Origin of the sequence: Lacimonas salitolerans (assembly GCF_042677865.1) — a bacterium.
Lineage (GTDB): Bacteria > Pseudomonadota > Alphaproteobacteria > Rhodobacterales > Rhodobacteraceae > Lutimaribacter > Lutimaribacter salitolerans.
In genome coordinates this window covers 1-16,493 of the sequence record NZ_JBHUDD010000035.1, presented here as the reverse complement: position 1 = coordinate 16,493, position 16,493 = coordinate 1, and the positions used below count along the sequence as shown (strand labels likewise).

The following is a 16,493-nucleotide window of genomic DNA, read 5'->3' as shown; positions in this document are numbered from 1 at the left end:
ACGGATGTTAACAATGCAGGTGGGTCAGTTTTAGATGATCATAACCCACCCAAGTGGGTCACTTTTGCATGCCGATTCACAGCACAGGCATAGACGAAGGAGCGGATCGCTTCTGCGAGCGAGTCCGGCACACGATCCTCTCCCTGCCATCGCGGCCGGTAGCCGTTCTTGTGTCGTGGCGGCATCCACGGCTGGAACTCTTCGTCCGACAGCGGGCGCACCAGGGGCAGGTCTTCGGGCGTGCTGGAAGCCGATCCGAAGACGCGACCTGGTCCGACGTAGTTCGATGGCGCCGCAAGGCTGGTGATGAAGGCTGCCGGGAAGAGATCCGGTCCGTGTTCCTGCGTCTCGCCGCGGTCATGAATGAAGATGTTCGCGAAAGGCGTCGCCGTGTAGCCGACATAAGCCTTCCGCGAGAAATGGTGGAGGATCGACCGGATCAACCTGTTGATCGTCTTGGGCTCGTGTTCGAGATCCGGGTTGCCGAACTCGTCCACGACATCTTCACCGGTGTCGACAGATCCGTGATCGGACTCGTCGTCTATCACCATGAGAGGCAGGTTGGTGACGAGTTTGCGACCTGTTTCGGGGTCGACGTGATTGGCCACACGGTTGCGGATCCAGTGCAGCAGGCGCTCCAGCACCGTCTTGTTCTTCTTGACGACGAACAACCACGGTCGCTGTTCCGGGCTGATGTTCATCTTCGCGGCAACGGCCGTGTTGAAGTCGCCCTTGTCGCTCCGATTCGTTGCAGCATTGGGACGGACCGACATGTCCTTGTCGATCAGTCCGACCCCAACTGCTGGGAGCTCGTCAGCATCCGCGATGGTGGCAAAACCGAGAAACCCCTCGTCCAGGCGGATCTGGGTCTGTGCTCTGAGGTTGTTGTGCAGGCCGGCGAGCACGATGATGATCTTGTATCCAGCGTCGGCGGCCTTGCAGATCAGTCCGGTATAATTGCCTGTCTTCCCCGACTGAACGTGGCCAACGACCAGTCCGCGACGATCCCAGGCACCTTCCCGGGTCGGGTCCTCGAGCTGTGAGAGGACTTCGTCAGTGGCGACGTCGAGCGCGTCGAGGGCTGTCCAGGGGATGCGCGCTTCCATGTACTCCGAGTAGCGCTGCCAATAGGTCCAGCCCTTCTTTCTTTCTGCATCAAGCCAGGCAACATGGTCCTCACCGCTCGACAGGGTGGCGTTCTCGCCCACCGTGCGGCTTGACCGGCGGATCAGTTCGTCAACGAGCGCGTCCCGATCAACAAGGGCGAAATCGTCCTCCATCATGATCGACAGCTTGGTCAGCTCCTTCTCGATCATTTCCGGAGTTACAGGGCTCTGAGCGCGTTCCGCAGCAAGGCGGAGCATGTTCTGGGCCATGGAAAGGATTGAATCGAAGGCCTTCTGGTTTGAAATCGTCATTGCGTGTCTTTCGCTTCAAGGGCTGCAACCAAGTCGAGGTGCCGGTCGAATGGGGGCGTGCGACCGAGCCGCTCGCGCGCCTCGGTCGGGCTGAGCCCGCGGAACTTCACCAGTGCTTCAAACATCGAGGACAGGGTCTCCATCACCTCGTTGTCAGCCGCTCCGGCGAAACCAGTTCTCGGCGTCTCCTTGTCTTCCGCCGTATCCAGCCAGATACGCTGCACGGGCACTGTCTCCTCGATCAGCCTCAGAAGAGCGAGGATGTCGGGCTTGAGTGGCCCGGCGCGATCGAGGATCGAGGCGACAAGATCATGGTCACGAGCGATCCGGTAAGACGTTCCTTGTGCCGAACGCCGCACTTGCCAGGCTTCGGCGACTGCGTTCGGGCGCGTGCCTGAGGCTGGGGTCACGTGTCCCCGGTGGGCGAAGACCCGCCGCGCCGTGTCGCGTGTTTCTGTTGCGAGACGATGAAGCTGGGATCGCAGGCGCACCGGGGGGCTGGCCGTCGATTTCAGGACATTGATCTTCCAATCGGCATCCGCGCTGTTCGGTATGTCGAGCCGGATACGAGCGAGCCTGTGAGCTTCATCGCGCGGCCATGGCTTGCCGCCATCGCCGAGGCCAAGCCAACCCCCAGCGAGAAGGAGACGCTTGTTGCGGTAGACGTAGAAGCCCTCCTGTTGCGTCCATCCTCCGGGCCCCGCCGCCGCTTCCTGTTCGGCAGGCTTGAGCATGTCGCGATGCGGAAGGACGTGGCATTGCACGGTCACACCGGTGGTGTGGAGGATCCGATACTCGGGGCTTTCGAGCGCCTTGCCGGGATGACCGATGAGGTACGGATCCCAAGGCTTCAATCCTCTGCCATTAAGAGTCAGGCGCAGCATGGGCAGTTGGCCATCGAGGAGCCGGTGAAAGGTCATTGCAAGATGCGCTTCCACGCGATCGGCGAGCTCGATCATGTCGGTGCCCGTGAAGCCATCGGTCACGATGCGGTCCAGTTTCTCCCAGAGCACGACGGTGCCGTGGGCCATCTCGTTCAGCGGCGCGAGCAGATGCTCTGATCCCGGCGCCGGCCCCTCGAAGAGCGGCCAATCGGCCCCGGGTTCCTGACCGATAAGATCGAGGTCCCAGCGCAAGCAGACGACCGGTCCACCTTCCTTCCGACTGGCGACGGTCAGGCGACGAGCCTGAGAGAAGCTGGCCGTCTTCAGGCCCAGCCCGAAGCGCCCAAGGTCAGTGGCGGCGCGTTCAGCCCTCGGATCGCGAGCGCCAAGGCGCATGCCGGCCTCCAGAGCCGCGTCGTCCATGCCTTCACCTTCATCGACGATTCTTACCCAGCTCTCTGGACCGGCCCACTCAAGATGAACGGCGACGTCGCGCGCATTTGCGGCGATTGAATTGTCGACCAGATCGGCAAGTGCGGTGGGAGGCGCGTAGCCGAGTCCACGAAGGGACTCGAGCATCGACCCGGCATGAGGAGGAGCATTTCTTACACCCATCCCGTCACATCCCCAGCAATTCCTGGAGCCGACGCTTGCGACCCGGATGGGAAAGACGATCGAGGCCTTTCGCTTCTATTTGGCGAATGCGCTCGCGCGTCACGCCGTAGATCTGACCGATTTCCTCGAGGGTCATGTCGGAATCGCGCCCGATACCAAAGCGCATCCGGATCACGTCAGCCTGACGTTCTGGCAGATCAGCCAGTGCGTCTGTCACGATCCTTTCGGTTTCTGCCTGGTCGAAGACATCCACTTCTGGAGGTTCGGGCAGCAGGTTGTCCCAGTCGTCGAGGCTTGCGGGATATTCGGCTTCACGCGGGATGCCGCGGAACTGTCTGACCTCGTCGATTGCCCATTCCAGCTCTTCGGCGAGATCGAGGTCGGAAACGGCACCGCCGACCCGAACGTCCAGCCTGTCGAGGGCGCGATCAAGCTTGGTGACCTTCTCGTTCCGATGCACGGGGATGCGGATCGCCGCGCCTTCATCAGCGCGCCATCGCATGATGGCCTGTCGCATCCAGTAAGTGGCGTAGATGAGGAAGCGATAACCACGTTCGGGATCAAATCGCCTTGTGGAACGCTGCAGACCCATGAACGCCACTTGGAAGACGTCCTCTGGATCCTCGCCTTCCTCCACATTCCGCGAGGCAAACCGCCGCACGTAAGGCAGGTGCTCGCGGATAAGGTGTTCGGTAGCGGATTCGGAGATCAGAATTTCGGCTTCCAGCTGACTGGCTTCGGCTTGGCACGCTGGGAACTGCTCCAGTCTGCGGACCAACTCCTTGTGGAATGCGAGAGAGAGTTCCAATGCCTCGAGCGCAGCAAGTGCCTCTCTTCGTCGTTTGCCGTCCATTACCCGGCCAGTAGTGTGCCACGACCTCAGGGCGTCCGCGGCGGCCATTACTTCGGACGTCTCCGCATGGCCCGGTCGCGAGGGAATAATGGTTCTCAGGGAGACTGAGCCGGGGTCTCGCGAACCGTCGCGGATGCGGTCCATGACGTCGAGGATCGTTTCGACGGCGGTCTCGGAGGCTAGGATGCCCAGCTGGAGTTCCTGCTTGGCCCGCATCATTGGCTCCAGCAACTGCAGCTCTTCTGATTTGTCCATGACGAAGCGCTGTGTGCCGGGAAGCCGCGTCCGACGCGTAAGGGCTGCCTCTATCGCGTCAGCAAGGTCATCGGACGACGTGTCCGAGACGGCGTCCCAGGGGTCGGCATCATGCCCCGTCGCTTGAGCGAGATCGAAGCCAGCTGCTTCCAGGTTGCGCTGGAGATTGATGCGCAGTTCCTCGAGATCACCATTCCCTTCGCAATGGGCGACCAGGCGGTCGATATCGTCGAGGGAGCACCGACCCTTTGCCAGAATCTCCTCTGCCCAGGTGAAGCAGAGATCTCGGTCGATCGACATCCGCGTGCCGGTCTGGACGACCGCTCGTTTGATCGATTGTCGGCCGCGGTTGCGGACCTGCAGGAAGTCACTCTCTGCACCGTGATCGGCGGCCGCAGCGGCACTGGAGCCGATGCCCTCTCCGGAAATTGGTGCTTGTGAAAGGTCGAGATCCCAATCCCCGTCCTCGTCATCCGAAACCACGGGTGACGAACTGACGAGCGCAACGAATGTCCCCGATGCCGTATCGCCCGCGTACTGATCGAAGAATTCCTCTGGTTCTGCCTCAGCTTCGAAAGTCAGCAGGTCATCAAGGTTGTCGGTCCTATCGGTTGGCTCCGTCTCCTGAGAAACGGCGACACGATGCTCCGGAACTCCATCGGGCCCGGTGACGACATCCTCGACCACAAGTGAAACCTCGCGCTCGCCGACCGTCTCCGTTTCCGTCTCCGGAGACCCCGCAACAAGCGAAGACAGAAGCTGCGCAGCGAGACCGTGACCTTCGGCAAATGCCACATCCGCAGGTGTCTGTCGGTCGTGGTTCAGTGCACTGGGGTCGGCACCCGACCGAATGAAGAGATCGCAGACGGCCAGATTGCCCATGCGCGCGGCAAGGTGGAGCGGCGTATCTCCCTTAGGGTCGGCCGCGTGGAGGCGGGAGGATGCCGCAAAATCGGCGAGCCGCTCGAGCTTCCCTTCGGCGATCAGCCGGATCTCGAAAGGGCCAAGAACATGGCTTTCCGGTTCGCTCGTCGCCTGGTCGCGACTGCCGAAGATGCGGGACAGTCTATCCATGATCTTCATGAATGACCTCCCTGTTGAGAAGTATGATCTGCTGGTCTTGTGGCTTCCTCGCGGCGGGATCAGTGTCGAGGCCGAGACGTCTCAGCGCGTAGTACACCAGGGCACGTCGGACCTTGATCTTCGCCTTGCCGCCACGCATCCCGTAGTCGAGCGCGATGACCTTGGCCTGGGTTTCGGAAAGGGCGGGGTGGGGCCCGATTTCCAGAGTGGCTTCAGTATTCCAGTCGCGGTCGTCCATCGCGGACACATCGCTTTCCCGACACTCTCGAATCTCGAGCATTCGCGAGAGCAGGAAGTCCTTGAAGGCTTCGTCGGTCAGGCAGAACGCCCGTGTGTGCCAGCGGAACCCGTCGAACCCGATGGCGTGCGGAGCGATCCAGCGCCAGCGCGGCTCCGGACTGGACAGGGACTGGTACTTCACCTCGATCGCCTCGGACCGGCGTATGGCGCCGACCACGGAGCGGAGCGTCACCGGATTGACGCCGCGCACCGGGGTCGGGGCTGAGGCGTAGGGTGGGAGATCGGCGATCCAGGAGTCCTCGCGGTCGAGGATCCCGTCCGCCACCGACCGAAGCTGGGCGAGGTAGCGGCTTGCGTCGGGTTCGAGAAAACGGGGCTTGAACTCGGGGCCACGGACGTAGGTCCGCGCGCTCTTGTCGTAGACCATGTTGTCGGGTGCGAAGCCGATGTAACGGTTCAGGTCAGTGGACGCCTGGTTCACCGAGACCCCGAACTGGTCCATCAGGTCGCTGCGGTTCACATGTCCCTCCCAGAACAGGCGGAACTCGATGAACTCGAGACGCTGCTCGACTCCCCAGCGAAGTTCAGACCTCTCGTTGTCCACCGCGGCCTCCCAGCCCCCTGATGCGCATCGTAACTATGCGCGCCCATTTTCTGGGTCTACATCAGGCTAGCCGGGGGATCATCATCTGGCAATGCAAATGCTTGCGGCAGCTGTACCTTCTGCTCCGGTAATCCCCCCCGGCGAGGCGGATGGTGTGGTGTGTTCTGGCTAACTGCGGGTGCTCTCCTCCCCAGCTGCTCGCAGAATTTCGCGTTCGTACGCCTCCACGTCTTCCATCCTGTAAATCACTCGCCCGCCGATTTTCAGGTAATGGGGGCATTCCCCCACCCAACGCCATCGCTCAAGAGTTCTCGGACTTATCTTCCACCGAGCTGCCAGCTCGGTCTGATTTAGGCGGATTTCTCGCATCTTCGTCTCCTTTCGCTCGACACACTCGGTCGCAGAGAAACGAAGGCGTTTCAGAAAATGATATTTAAGTCAGCAGGTTACAAACTTTCACCAAGCTCGTGGTTGTTGGCGCAAAGGCGGAGAAGGTTGGATATCAGGCCCATCCCCTCCGCCACTTGCCCTCGCGAAAGCGTTCTTCCCATCCGGCTCCGGCCGGATTTTTCCGTTGTTTTCGAGGGTTATGCGGGTGCGGCTGAGCACTGGCCTCTGCGCCAGCAGGCCCGAAAGCGGTCTCTCAGGGGCGATATTCTCCGGACCTGTTGCCTGCGCCATTTCGGTGAATTTTTGGCAAGCACTTGATAAAACAGCGTTTTACGAGGCGTCCCGCTGAACACGTCGATTTCAGGGGCGTTCACCAAATGGAACTGAAATCGGATTAAGGGTTCGACCACGAGGCCAACCGGCGAGGTTGGCCCCTATACCAGGACGTCGATGGAGGCTTCTTGACCATGCCAACGAAATGACCAGCCTCTCCTGAGTACAACTTGCTTACGCCTCTTCGAACGCTGCACGGAAATCGTAGGAGCGAACGACCCGACCCGAGTTTAGCTTCTCTTTCGCGTAGGCGGCACGATCGGCCCAAACTTTGCGGGTCCTGTCTCGGTTGCGCATGCAATCTTCTTCCAACGCAGACGTCACGGGAAACCGTTCAATAAGATTAACGGTTACATGAAACCCATCTCCGTAGGTTTGCCAGTAGTCAAAGAAGAGCTTGGAGGAAAGAACCTGCAGGACCAGTGCACTTGCATCGCCGGATGCAACCTTGATTGGGATGCTGCCGGGCGTAGCGACGTTATGGTCCCTAATGCCGATGTAGTTGCGCGCGACGCCCCCAACCGCAAATGCCACGCGTCCTGCGTTGGACAAAAACGTACGAAGTGGGCGCGCACCAGCCGTTCCGCGCATATAGTCGACTAGCGTCTCCGACGCGGGCCTAGGTATTTGTCCGCTGGCATCACGGTCGCTGAAAGCGCGGAATACGGGTGTGCTAGATAGTATCGAGGCACGTTCTGCTGCAGGCCATCTTTGCAGGGGGGACGCCTCCCGGACCGACGGATCAGGGCCTCCAAGATTTAGTATTGTGCAACGTTGACTATTCGCCCGGTTCGTATTGGTGCTGTCTGGCTTACCGGCTTTGAAGAGGCAGTCGGGGATGTTGTCGTAGCTGGATGCGCTGATGCCCATCCCGGCCGACCGGATTAGGACTCGCAGGTCGGAATAGTCGCGACTGAAGCATATCGAGAGAGGGAGGATCAAACTCACACCCTTCAAATCCTCGTACGTCAGCATCGCCTCCAAGAAGTCTGCATACAGATTTTTCCAGCGGGAACCGCGCGGGTTGGTGACGAACGGTGGGTTCCCCGCGAAAACGACATTTGTGGTGGTGCCCGTCTTCGCCCACGCGAGAAAATCGCTTTGAACCAGGCGGATACCGTCAAAGCGTACACCTGCCGCATCCTCAACCTCGCGCAATCGCTCAGAGAAGAACCGCAACGCTGCCAGGTTGATGTCCACGACGTGAAAGCGCACGCCAGCGAGGCTCTCTGGGGTAGCCCCTAGCTGCGCCGCTTTCCGAAGAAAGCTGAACACAAACATCCCGGAGCCAGCCGATGGCTCCACAAGGTCCGAGGTAGCCACGAAAGCAAGAAGCGAACGCAGGTCTCGGATACGGTGGAGTCGGAAGAACAGGTCCCAGAAGTGGCCTGCCACGTCGGAAGGCGTGTAGTAGGATCCACTTGCCTTGCGCTGCTGCGACGGATCATTGCCGCCATGGCGAGACAGTTCAAGTTCCGCCGCCTCCGCCGCCAAGATTGCCCGGTCGATCGCGCCGAGCCACCCGTCTTGGTCATGCCGAGATATCCACTGTGCGGGCGTCGATCCGTCCATCATCTTTTCCTGTTTTCGCCGCTCTCATCCGCAAACGCTACGCAGTGAGTGGCACATGTTCTCTTTTTGTTCAAGGCAAACCTTCTGTCGCGCACCATACTATGCCGCCATCACGACAGCCCTGATGTGGCCTGCGTCGTGGGGAACTCCATCGCCATAGCGAACGAGTGCCTGCAAGGCGGACAGCCGCATCACCTTCACCGTCGTCTCGGGTAGCCCGGGAAGATCAACTTGGCCGTCCCACCAGAAGCCCTCCTCGCGCTCGGGGCCTGGAACAACGAAGAAGTTGTATATCCGAGAAAGGCCACGGTCGCGCGCGGCACCGACAAGGCATCGCTCATACCAGAGTTGCTTGGCGACATCGTTCACGCCTGGCTGGCCTTGAAGATACGGCGGCATGGACAACCGATAGTATTTGGCGTCGGCTATAACCAGATGCTCAACCGCACCGTCCTTGATACGAGTAACTATATCCGGCTGGAAGGTATCGGCCGCTTGCTCGTGCCCTTCTGTGGAACACCACGTCGGACGGGGTATGTACCCCTGCCATTGGTCGCGCTCATTTCCTAGCGCTTGCGCGCAAACCTTCTCCCAAACATCATAGAACGCGTTCGTGCCATATAGGGCAAGGTCGGCATTCTCGGCCTTGTCGATCGCGACCAACCACGCGAGCAGCATCGGCAAAAGCTGCATTGCTCGATCAGAGAACGCGTCCTGCATCTCCTGCCTAACGCGTACCTGACAGAGTGAAAGCGCCGGCATTTCGCCGAAAGGTTCGTATGGCTCATGGTCAAGGTTGAGAGGTCCGAAGCCTAGAAGGTGTCCGAATGTGCGCGCGGCGGTCTCAACGATCTGCCGATGAAGCCGACTTACGAAGTAATCATGGTCCCTCGTGGCCGACCGCGAGATGGTCTCAACGTATACCGGGCGCCCCGAAGACAACACGGGTACAGTGCGCTCAATTGTACGGCGCCAGTTGACTTGCCCATTTCCGCCGAATACCTCCCGCTCGCGGAGACGACGATAAATCCCGACGTTGTGGTAGTCTCGAATGAGCCAGTCGGCGAGTGCGAGCGCATTAAGTTCAGTATGAGCCGCCATAGGGTCAAGAAATGGCGCCTCGTCTCTGTGCTGCGGCTGCCAACGTGCATATCGGCGCAAAGCGCGAACGACCTGGCGCATGGTGGATGTGACACTACCTTGCGACGCAGAAAAAATCTTCGGCAATATTTGGATTGAGCAACCACCAGCGACAGCGACACCAACGAAACGCACGCGTAACGCTCCGTTTTTATCCGGAGTAAGCACCCCGTTCTGGATCAACGTTCTCCTCATTTCCGGATCAGGAAACAGTTCCATAAGCCGTGCAGGAGGCAGCACCTCTTCTTCGGTTAGGACTTCAAATCGCCTTGTCGACCGCACCGAACTGCATCCCCTCGGCAAAAATTTGCTCGCCCCTATCATATGCATCCGCGAGTGCGCCGTAACTCAGCGAAGAACCCCTGAATAGCGCCTCAGGATTGTGCCGCACCACGTCATCACGCAGATACAGAAGTAGCTTGTTTTTAAAGGATTGGGCGTTCGTCAGTTCCTCCTCGCGCATAAAAAATGGTCCGAGAAGTCGATCTTCGGGAATATCTCTTTTCCGAAGGTGATCATTTATTGCCGCTCGAAAGACATTCCATGGCACGCTTCCTCCTAGGAAGTTCAAGTGAACCATCCAACTTGCGGTTACATCTTCGGACGCATTCAAAGCGACATATTCGAAAGTCCAGCGACGCTTGAAGGCGGCGTCTAAGGGCATGACGCCCTGGTCGGCACTGTTCATGGTCGCCCATAAGTAAAGGTTCGCTGGAAGGCGCACCGACACGGGCAAGCCGTGAGAGCGAAGATAGTCGCATGCTTCAGTTGGCATCACTACTGGGAACTTGCCATTTCCGCCATTGTCGCGGTCGAGGAGCTGGAATACTTCACCGAAAACAGCTGGCGCGTTTGCGCGATTCAGTTCTTCGATAATTAGCACGAAATTATGTTCGGGGTTCTTTAATGCGCGAACGAGCAGGCGAAGAAATGGGCCGGGCGCGAAAGCATAATCTATCAGCGGCTCAAATTTTCCAGCATCAGTAACCCTGTCAGCCGCCAAAAGCGGGACGGTTCCTTCGCGATAGATCGGAACCGGTCGGTATGCTCCCACAAACTGGCCGTAAGTATAATCCGGGTGGAACGTTACGCGCTCATTCAAATCGTCAGCGCCGAAGTAGGTTCCAACCTCGACATCGAGTTTATGGCTCTTTCCGGTGCCGGGCGCACCGTAAAGGATGCGGTTGCGAGGAAGTTCGGCCGCAATTGGGTTAGGGGGCGCGCCCAACGTGTCGGTAGGCTGCCCTTCTTTGCTCGTTGCTATCTCCTGGGGTTCACCGTCAAGCGACTTTTTGATTAAGTTCTGATCCACCAAGACGCGATCATGAAGGTCGCGCATATTCTCAAGGTAGTACGCGAGAAGGTCGGGTTGAAAGCAACAAACCAGCCGATCCTTACCGTCTATGGACTGGCCAAAACCATTCCGCATAGCGTCTGCCAATGCCGGTACACGCACATAGCAACTGCTGGGCTGCTTGTGATCACGATAGGCGCTTGCATCCCAGGCCGAGACCACCGTCTTGCCGTCACGAATATACATGCCGAGCAGCAGACACCGCTCCGGTCCCGTGTTTGGCAATTCAAACTCGCGCTTGTGTTCAGCATAGTCGCGGCTGAGCTGAATACGTTTCTCCTCTACATGTCGGCTTGCATAGGCAAGGTTCGGAAAAACAAACACATTTAGTTTGTATGATCGATTGCCGCACGCAACCTCCATAACTGTCAGCTTTTTCTGTTCGTCTGAGGCCATGTTGGTAATTGCCCAGCCCCGCGCTGAAAAGCCGTCTCGCAGTACGTCTTCTCGTTGCTGCATTGTCGGGTGGCTGGGGTCATAGTCATCAACGATCTGCCCATCCGCAGTTGCTTGCTTACTAATCTTTGCCATGTTTACAGCTTCTCAAGCAGGTGGCGGACCATCACCTCGCCCAATAGGCACGGTACGGCATTTCCGATCTGCTTCTGGATCGATCGGCGGTTGCCCGCAAACTTATAGTCGTCTGGAAATGTCTGGATTGCCGCGACCTCGGGAACGCGAAGGCGACGATTGTCCCAGTGGAACGGACCGACCCATGGGCCCGGCTGAGCAGCAATCGTGATTGCTGGCTCTTCTGGATGAAGCTTCTGCAGAAAGTTCCAGAAGCGCCCTCCTGCCCGAAAGGTGCGTCCGCTGTAATTGTCTAGTCCGGAAAGAGCGATGTAATTCTTTCCTGCCGGAACGTGGATGAGTTCATGATAATATGTGCCGTTAGAGGCATCCTCTTGAGGCTCTGCGTATCGCTGACCGGAGTATTTTTTTATGAACGATCCGACTCCGACATGAGGAGCGAAGCCGTTCATAAGTTCCGGCTTTCCCGGGTCGCTGTGCGTTTTGTGTGGATGCGGGATAGGATTCTTGGCTCCCCGAATTCCGAATACAAACACCCGCTTCCTCTTTTGCGGGACGCCGAAATCGGCAGAATTTGCGCGATATACTGTGCACGCGTAACCCATAGCCTCCGCGTCGTGCAAAAAACGCTCAAACACAGCTATATTTGTCGGATGTCTTATGCTCTCGACGTTTTCAAATAGGAACCCTGTCGGCTGCAGTTCGCTAACAGCACGGAGGTACTGCCCGAGCATGTTGCGAGGATCCCCCGCAATAAGACGGTTGTCGTTTTTGACCCAATATCCATTCTTTGAAAAGGGTTGGCACGGTGGGCCGCCAATAAGGATGGTCTCCGAGTCGTCGCGCCAGTGCGTGAAGTCGACCGTTTCTACGCTCTTTTCCAAAACCGCCGATTGATGGCCGCCAATATTATTGAGTCGCAGAGTTTGGGCAGCGTCGGGATCGTTCTCAACGCAGACGACAATTTGCGCACCGGCATTGATCGCTCCGATGTCCAGACCGCCGGCCCCTGAAAAGATACTCACGCATTTGACCAATGTTCTGCTCCTCTATTGCCGTCCTTGGTGCCGGAGGCTTTTGTTTTGTCTGATGTGTTCATCGCCTTGATGCAAGGGCTGCCCCCGATTTTCACGAATCGCACTCCCGTGGAAGGAGACTCATACTTATCATCTTCCTCACCCTAGACGCATATCGTGGGCGATGCAGCAAGAAACTACCACATCTAGAGGCTGCCGCGCTCGTTCGCTGAGGGCCTTCATCCATGTCGAAGCCGTCGGTGCTGTATAGGTTCAGTCACCCGTTTGGTAGAGAGATGGTTCTCGTTGTGGGGCGGCAGCGCCACAAAGGTTCTGCTCGGCGTGGGCCCAGCCGTAGGTGCTCCAGTTTGCCGGAAACGGCTCCATCATCCGCGCCAGCGTTACCTCCGGCCCCTGCTTCCCGTCCAGGATCGCCTCGACGATGTCGGGCGCGAGCAGTGTCAGCCGCAGGACGCGTGTCATGTAGGAGGGTGCGATCCCCTCGCGCTCGGCGAGTTCGGCGATTGTGGCGAACTCGCCTGACTCCAGCATGCGTTTCCAGCGGAAGGCACGGGCCAGAGCCTTGACCAGCACGCTGTCCGGGCGCCGCGGCTGGGTAGCGCCCTCTGGCAGCTGCATTTCCTTCCGCCCGCCGCGCTTCACGACGCGGAACGGAACGTGAAGCGTCACCGTCTCGGGGATCGACGTCGCGCGGGTCATGCAGCTTCTCCGATATCGCTGGCCTGCATCTCGCGCGCGAGGTCGCCAAGGCCATCGATCCGGAGCCGGACGTTGAGCCCATCCGTGCCGATGTCCACCCGCTCGACCAGCAGCGCCACGATGCGGGCCTGCTCGGCGGGGAAAAGCTCGTCCCAAAGCGGATCGAACTGCTGCAGAGCCGCACGGGCGTCGGCCTCGGTGATGTCGTCGGCATGGACGCGCGCCGCCTTCCACGTCCCCGCAACGATCTCCGGCTGGCGGAACACGGCGCGGAGCTGGTCTATGACGGCGCCCTCGATCTCGCCCGCAGGCACGCGGCCGACCGGACACGAACCAGCACCATGCTTCAGCACGGTCTGGCTCACATAGTAGCGGTAGAGCCTGTCGCCCTTGCGGGTATGCGTCGGTGAGAACGCGGCGCCATCGGGACCGAACAGCAGCCCCTTCAGCAGCGCGGGCGTGTCGGCGCGCGTGCGCGCGGCGCGCTTGCGCGGGCTCTCCTGGAGGATGGCGCGAACCTTGTCCCAAGTCTCGCGGTCGATGATCGCGTCGTGCTCGCCGGGGTAGCTATCGCCCTTGTGGACCGCCTCGCCGATGTAGGCGCGGTTGCTGAGCATCCGATAGACGTACTTCTTGTCGATCCTGTTCCCGCGCGGGGTGCGGATGCCGCGCGTGCCGACCTCCCGCGCCAGTTCCGTGCAGGACCCGATCTCGAGGAAGCGGGCGAAGATCCAGTGGACATGCGAGGCGCCGTCCTCGTCAACCACCAGCTTCCGGTTCTCGACGCGGTAGCCGTAGGGCGGCACCCCGCCCATCCACATGCCCTTCCGGCGAGATGCCGCGACCTTGTCGCGAATGCGTTCGGCCGTCACCTCGCGCTCGAACTGCGCGAATGAGAGCAGGATGTTCAGCGTCAGTCGCCCCATCGATGTAGTGGTGTTGAACGATTGCGTGACCGAAACGAACGTCACGCTATTTCCGTCGAACACCTCGACCAGCTTGGCGAAATCCGCGAGCGAGCGACTGAGGCGGTCGATCTTGTAGACCACGACCACGTCGACCAGCCCGTCCTCGATGTCCTCCAGCAGCCGCTTCAACCCGGGACGTTCCAGCGTGCCACCGGAGATCCCGCCGTCGTCGTACTGATCGCGGACCAGCACCCAGCCCTCGGAGCGTTGGCTGGCGATGTAAGCCTCGCATGCCTCGCGTTGAGCGTGCAGGCTATTGAACTCCTGCTCCAGCCCTTCCTCGGAGGATTTCCGGGTGTAGACCGCGCAGCGCAGCTTGCGGACGACCTTTGATTTTTCCAGCGGCTTTGTCACGTCCGCCCCCTGTGGTTCTTTAGCCCGAAGAAAACCCAGCCGTTCCACCGCGTCCCGGTGATGGCCCGCGCGATGGCCGACAGCGATTTGTAGGGCCGCCCCTGCCATTCGAAGCCGTCGGCGGTGACGGTGACGATTTGCTCGACACCCTGCCATTCGCGCAGCAGCCGTGTGCCGGTGATCGGGCGGTCGCGATCGGCGCGGATGCCGCGCTTCCTCTTGTCCCCGCCGTCCAGTTCCTCGCCAAGCCGTTCCAGCCGCCGGATTGTCTCAAGCTTCAGCCCGCCATAGGCCAGTTCCTGGATGCGATAGGCGATACGGCTTTCGAGATAGCGGCGGTTGAACGGCGGCGGCTCGCTGTCGAACAGGTCGCGCCACTGTTTCTTCAGGTCGGGCGTCGGCGTGGTCTTGAGCGCGGCCAGGCGCGCGGGGATGGGATCGGGTTTGTTCATGCATTTCTCCGGTGTGTTGGAGTTGCATGACGGCATTGGTCTGGCGGATAGTGTAGGCAACGTTCTCCAGTATTGTCAGATACTTCGCCCGCGTCCCGCATCCGCAACCGAACCAGCCCGAGCGCCAGCAGGCCGCACAGCTCGGCGCGGCGTTCTGCGGGGGTCATCTGGTCGGGCGGGAGCGGATTAGGGCGTTTCATGCGGGCCTCGGAGCGGTCGTCTCCTCTGGCCTCTACTCGTCGATGTCGGAAAGCGTCCCAGCCGATCCCGCAATGGTTGAAGAATCGCACGAAAGAACGTAGCAAGAACACTTGTCTTGCAGGAAAGGGGATTCGTCGTGGCCGGCAATTTGAAGAAGTTCGTGAACCCCCGGTTCGTCAAGACCATCGATCTCGCCCTGATGAAGCCGCTGCTGGCGCGACATGCGGGCAAGTACAAGGGCTTCTCCGTCGACCTGCTGGACCAGGAGGAGGATGCCGCCCGCGAGGCGCTGGAGAAGCTGCTGACCGGCGCCGAAGACAGCTATCCCGAGGGGCTGCGCGGCGATCTGCACCGCATCGCGGAACTTGGCGATGCCCGTGATTGTGCCGACCGGGACGCCCTCGTAGGGCACGCCGCGCAGTTCGGCCCATGCGGTCAGCGTGGCCATGAGACCGCCGTAGATGTGGCTCGCGTCGGTGCCCGCGTGGCGGCGGACTTCCTCGAACCAGATGGCGGCTACAGGACCGGACAGCCGGTCGATCTCGGTCAGCCAGTTCGTGAAGCGCAGGTAGCGCATGCCACCGCCGTCGAAGCGGCCGGGACGCAGCGAGACGGTGCCGCTGGTGATCAGCCCGTCATTGCCGCGGATCGCCCAGCCGGTCGAGGTGCCGAGGTCGAGCGCGAGGAGGCAGCGGTTGCGGGGGGTGTCGAGCGGCAGCGATTCAAATCTTGCGCCGTCGCAATTCGGGATCAGAGTCGGCTGAGCCATGATGGGTCTCCTTTGCCGGTGGCCTGTGGTGGTGGAAGACGACGGCGGTCTGGTGCTTGGCGGTATGCGCCTCGAATACCTTCTCCTGATGAATGTCGGCGGTGGTGTGGGTGTCGGTCATCTATAGGCGGGAAACGGACATCCGAACTTCGACAGTTCGGGGGCTGATTTTGACGGCCAGATTTTCCCACTTTCGGTTCTTCAATGGGTTAGGCCCCGTCCGGATGGCGAAAAACTCGAACCATGTCGTCACACGCTATGCCATAAAAGTCCATTGCAGACGGACAGAAACAGAAGTAACGTCGGCACATAATGTATACGCGCATCACCAAGGCCGGAGGCCGCCAGTACCTGCAGCTGGTCGAGTCGTTCCGAAACGACGACGGCAAGGTGCGGACGCGCGTCTTGGCCAATCTCGGGCGCCTCGATCAACTCACACCGGAGCGGCTGGACCCGCTCATCAACGGGCTCAATCGAGCTGTCGGTCGGGCCGAGAATACCGCCTCGGAGGTCATTCAGGAGCCCGGTCGCAGCTTTGGGGATGTCTTTGCGCTCCACGAACTCTGGCGGGAACTCGGGATCGACAAGGCGCTGACCTATGCGCTGCGATCCTCACGCAGGGAGATCGACGCCGAGGCGCTCATCCGGGCCATGGTGTTCAACCGTCTGTGTGATCCGACGAGCAAGTTGGGGTGTCTGCGCTGGCTCGAAACGGTTGCAATACCCGCGATGCCCAGGGAC

At 60.0% G+C, this 16,493-nt stretch carries 14 protein-coding genes and 1 pseudogene; 1 reads left to right on the top strand and 14 read right to left on the bottom strand.

Annotated elements, in window-relative coordinates:
- Positions 1–38 precede the first annotated feature (38 nt).
- From ACFTOW_RS04305 to ACFTOW_RS04240, 14 genes are all read right to left on the bottom strand, one after another.
- The gene (locus tag ACFTOW_RS04305; RefSeq protein WP_379913434.1) at positions 39–1,418 is read right to left on the bottom strand and encodes a hypothetical protein; all 1,380 of its coding nucleotides are present in this window, start codon (positions 1,416–1,418) and stop codon (positions 39–41) included.
- Positions 1,415–2,881 carry an ATP-binding protein gene (locus ACFTOW_RS04300; RefSeq protein WP_379913432.1) on the bottom strand — a complete coding sequence of 489 codons (1,467 nt, stop codon included), beginning with the start codon at positions 2,879–2,881 and terminating at the stop codon, positions 1,415–1,417. Before ACFTOW_RS04300 ends, ACFTOW_RS04305 begins: the two co-directional genes overlap by 4 nt.
- A 40-nt stretch (positions 2,882–2,921) precedes the next feature.
- A complete protein-coding gene (locus tag ACFTOW_RS04295) occupies positions 2,922–5,108 on the bottom strand; it encodes a sigma-70 family RNA polymerase sigma factor (RefSeq protein ID WP_379913430.1) in 2,187 nt (728 codons plus the stop codon).
- Entirely contained in the window at positions 5,092–5,952 is an 861-nt protein-coding gene (locus ACFTOW_RS04290) for a WYL domain-containing protein (protein WP_379913428.1), read from the bottom strand. The genes ACFTOW_RS04295 and ACFTOW_RS04290 overlap by 17 nt, the downstream gene beginning before the upstream one ends.
- 168 nt (positions 5,953–6,120) lie before the next feature.
- Complete coding sequence (locus ACFTOW_RS04285) at positions 6,121–6,321, bottom strand: helix-turn-helix transcriptional regulator (RefSeq protein WP_379913426.1); 201 nt, start codon at positions 6,319–6,321, stop codon at positions 6,121–6,123.
- 528 nt (positions 6,322–6,849) lie between these two features.
- Positions 6,850–8,247 carry a hypothetical protein gene (locus ACFTOW_RS04280; protein WP_379913424.1) on the bottom strand — a complete coding sequence of 466 codons (1,398 nt, stop codon included), beginning with the start codon at positions 8,245–8,247 and terminating at the stop codon, positions 6,850–6,852.
- Between the two features lie 99 nt (positions 8,248–8,346).
- A complete protein-coding gene (locus ACFTOW_RS04275; protein ID WP_379913422.1) occupies positions 8,347–9,606 on the bottom strand; it encodes an LlaJI family restriction endonuclease in 1,260 nt (419 codons plus the stop codon).
- Between the two features lie 40 nt (positions 9,607–9,646).
- Entirely contained in the window at positions 9,647–11,272 is a 1,626-nt protein-coding gene (locus ACFTOW_RS04270; RefSeq protein WP_379913420.1) for an AAA family ATPase, read from the bottom strand.
- Between the two features lie 2 nt (positions 11,273–11,274).
- Entirely contained in the window at positions 11,275–12,297 is a 1,023-nt protein-coding gene (locus ACFTOW_RS04265) for a DNA cytosine methyltransferase (RefSeq protein ID WP_379913418.1), read from the bottom strand.
- Between the two features lie 264 nt (positions 12,298–12,561).
- Positions 12,562–13,008 carry a hypothetical protein gene (locus ACFTOW_RS04260; protein ID WP_379913416.1) on the bottom strand — a complete coding sequence of 149 codons (447 nt, stop codon included), beginning with the start codon at positions 13,006–13,008 and terminating at the stop codon, positions 12,562–12,564.
- Entirely contained in the window at positions 13,005–14,330 is a 1,326-nt protein-coding gene (locus ACFTOW_RS04255; protein ID WP_379913414.1) for a recombinase family protein, read from the bottom strand. The genes ACFTOW_RS04260 and ACFTOW_RS04255 overlap by 4 nt, the downstream gene beginning before the upstream one ends.
- On the bottom strand, positions 14,327–14,782 hold the full coding sequence (locus ACFTOW_RS04250) for a DUF2924 domain-containing protein (protein ID WP_379913412.1): 456 nt from the start codon (positions 14,780–14,782) through the stop codon (positions 14,327–14,329). The genes ACFTOW_RS04255 and ACFTOW_RS04250 overlap by 4 nt, the downstream gene beginning before the upstream one ends.
- Before the next feature lie 232 nt (positions 14,783–15,014).
- Positions 15,015–15,752: a hypothetical protein gene (locus ACFTOW_RS19945; RefSeq protein ID WP_465261599.1), complete on the bottom strand. Its 738-nt coding sequence runs from the start codon at positions 15,750–15,752 to the stop codon at positions 15,015–15,017.
- Positions 15,706–15,873 carry a hypothetical protein gene (locus ACFTOW_RS04240; RefSeq protein WP_379913410.1) on the bottom strand — a complete coding sequence of 56 codons (168 nt, stop codon included), beginning with the start codon at positions 15,871–15,873 and terminating at the stop codon, positions 15,706–15,708. Before ACFTOW_RS04240 ends, ACFTOW_RS19945 begins: the two co-directional genes overlap by 47 nt.
- A 191-nt stretch (positions 15,874–16,064) precedes the next feature.
- On the opposite strand from ACFTOW_RS04240, the pseudogene ACFTOW_RS04235 reads away from it, so the two are divergent.
- Positions 16,065–16,493 (top strand): annotated as a pseudogene (locus ACFTOW_RS04235) (IS1634 family transposase); the annotation flags it as partial.

Bases quoted from the DNA above. Each gene is read 5' to 3' on its own strand.
- ACFTOW_RS04240 (WP_379913410.1), bottom strand. From the start codon at position 15,873: ATGACCGACACCCACACCACCGCCGACATTCATCAGGAGAAGGTATTC.
- ACFTOW_RS04275 (WP_379913422.1), bottom strand. From the start codon at position 9,606: ATGGAACTGTTTCCTGATCCGGAAATGAGGAGAACGTTGATCCAGAAC.
- ACFTOW_RS19945 (WP_465261599.1), bottom strand. From the start codon at position 15,752: ATGGCTCAGCCGACTCTGATCCCGAATTGCGACGGCGCAAGATTTGAA.
- ACFTOW_RS04305 (WP_379913434.1), bottom strand. From the start codon at position 1,418: ATGACGATTTCAAACCAGAAGGCCTTCGATTCAATCCTTTCCATGGCC.
- ACFTOW_RS04285 (WP_379913426.1), bottom strand. From the start codon at position 6,321: ATGCGAGAAATCCGCCTAAATCAGACCGAGCTGGCAGCTCGGTGGAAG.
- ACFTOW_RS04300 (WP_379913432.1), bottom strand. From the start codon at position 2,881: ATGCTCGAGTCCCTTCGTGGACTCGGCTACGCGCCTCCCACCGCACTT.
- ACFTOW_RS04295 (WP_379913430.1), bottom strand. From the start codon at position 5,108: ATGAAGATCATGGATAGACTGTCCCGCATCTTCGGCAGTCGCGACCAG.
- ACFTOW_RS04260 (WP_379913416.1), bottom strand. From the start codon at position 13,008: ATGACCCGCGCGACGTCGATCCCCGAGACGGTGACGCTTCACGTTCCG.
- ACFTOW_RS04250 (WP_379913412.1), bottom strand. From the start codon at position 14,782: ATGAACAAACCCGATCCCATCCCCGCGCGCCTGGCCGCGCTCAAGACC.
- ACFTOW_RS04280 (WP_379913424.1), bottom strand. From the start codon at position 8,247: ATGGACGGATCGACGCCCGCACAGTGGATATCTCGGCATGACCAAGAC.
- ACFTOW_RS04270 (WP_379913420.1), bottom strand. From the start codon at position 11,272: ATGGCAAAGATTAGTAAGCAAGCAACTGCGGATGGGCAGATCGTTGAT.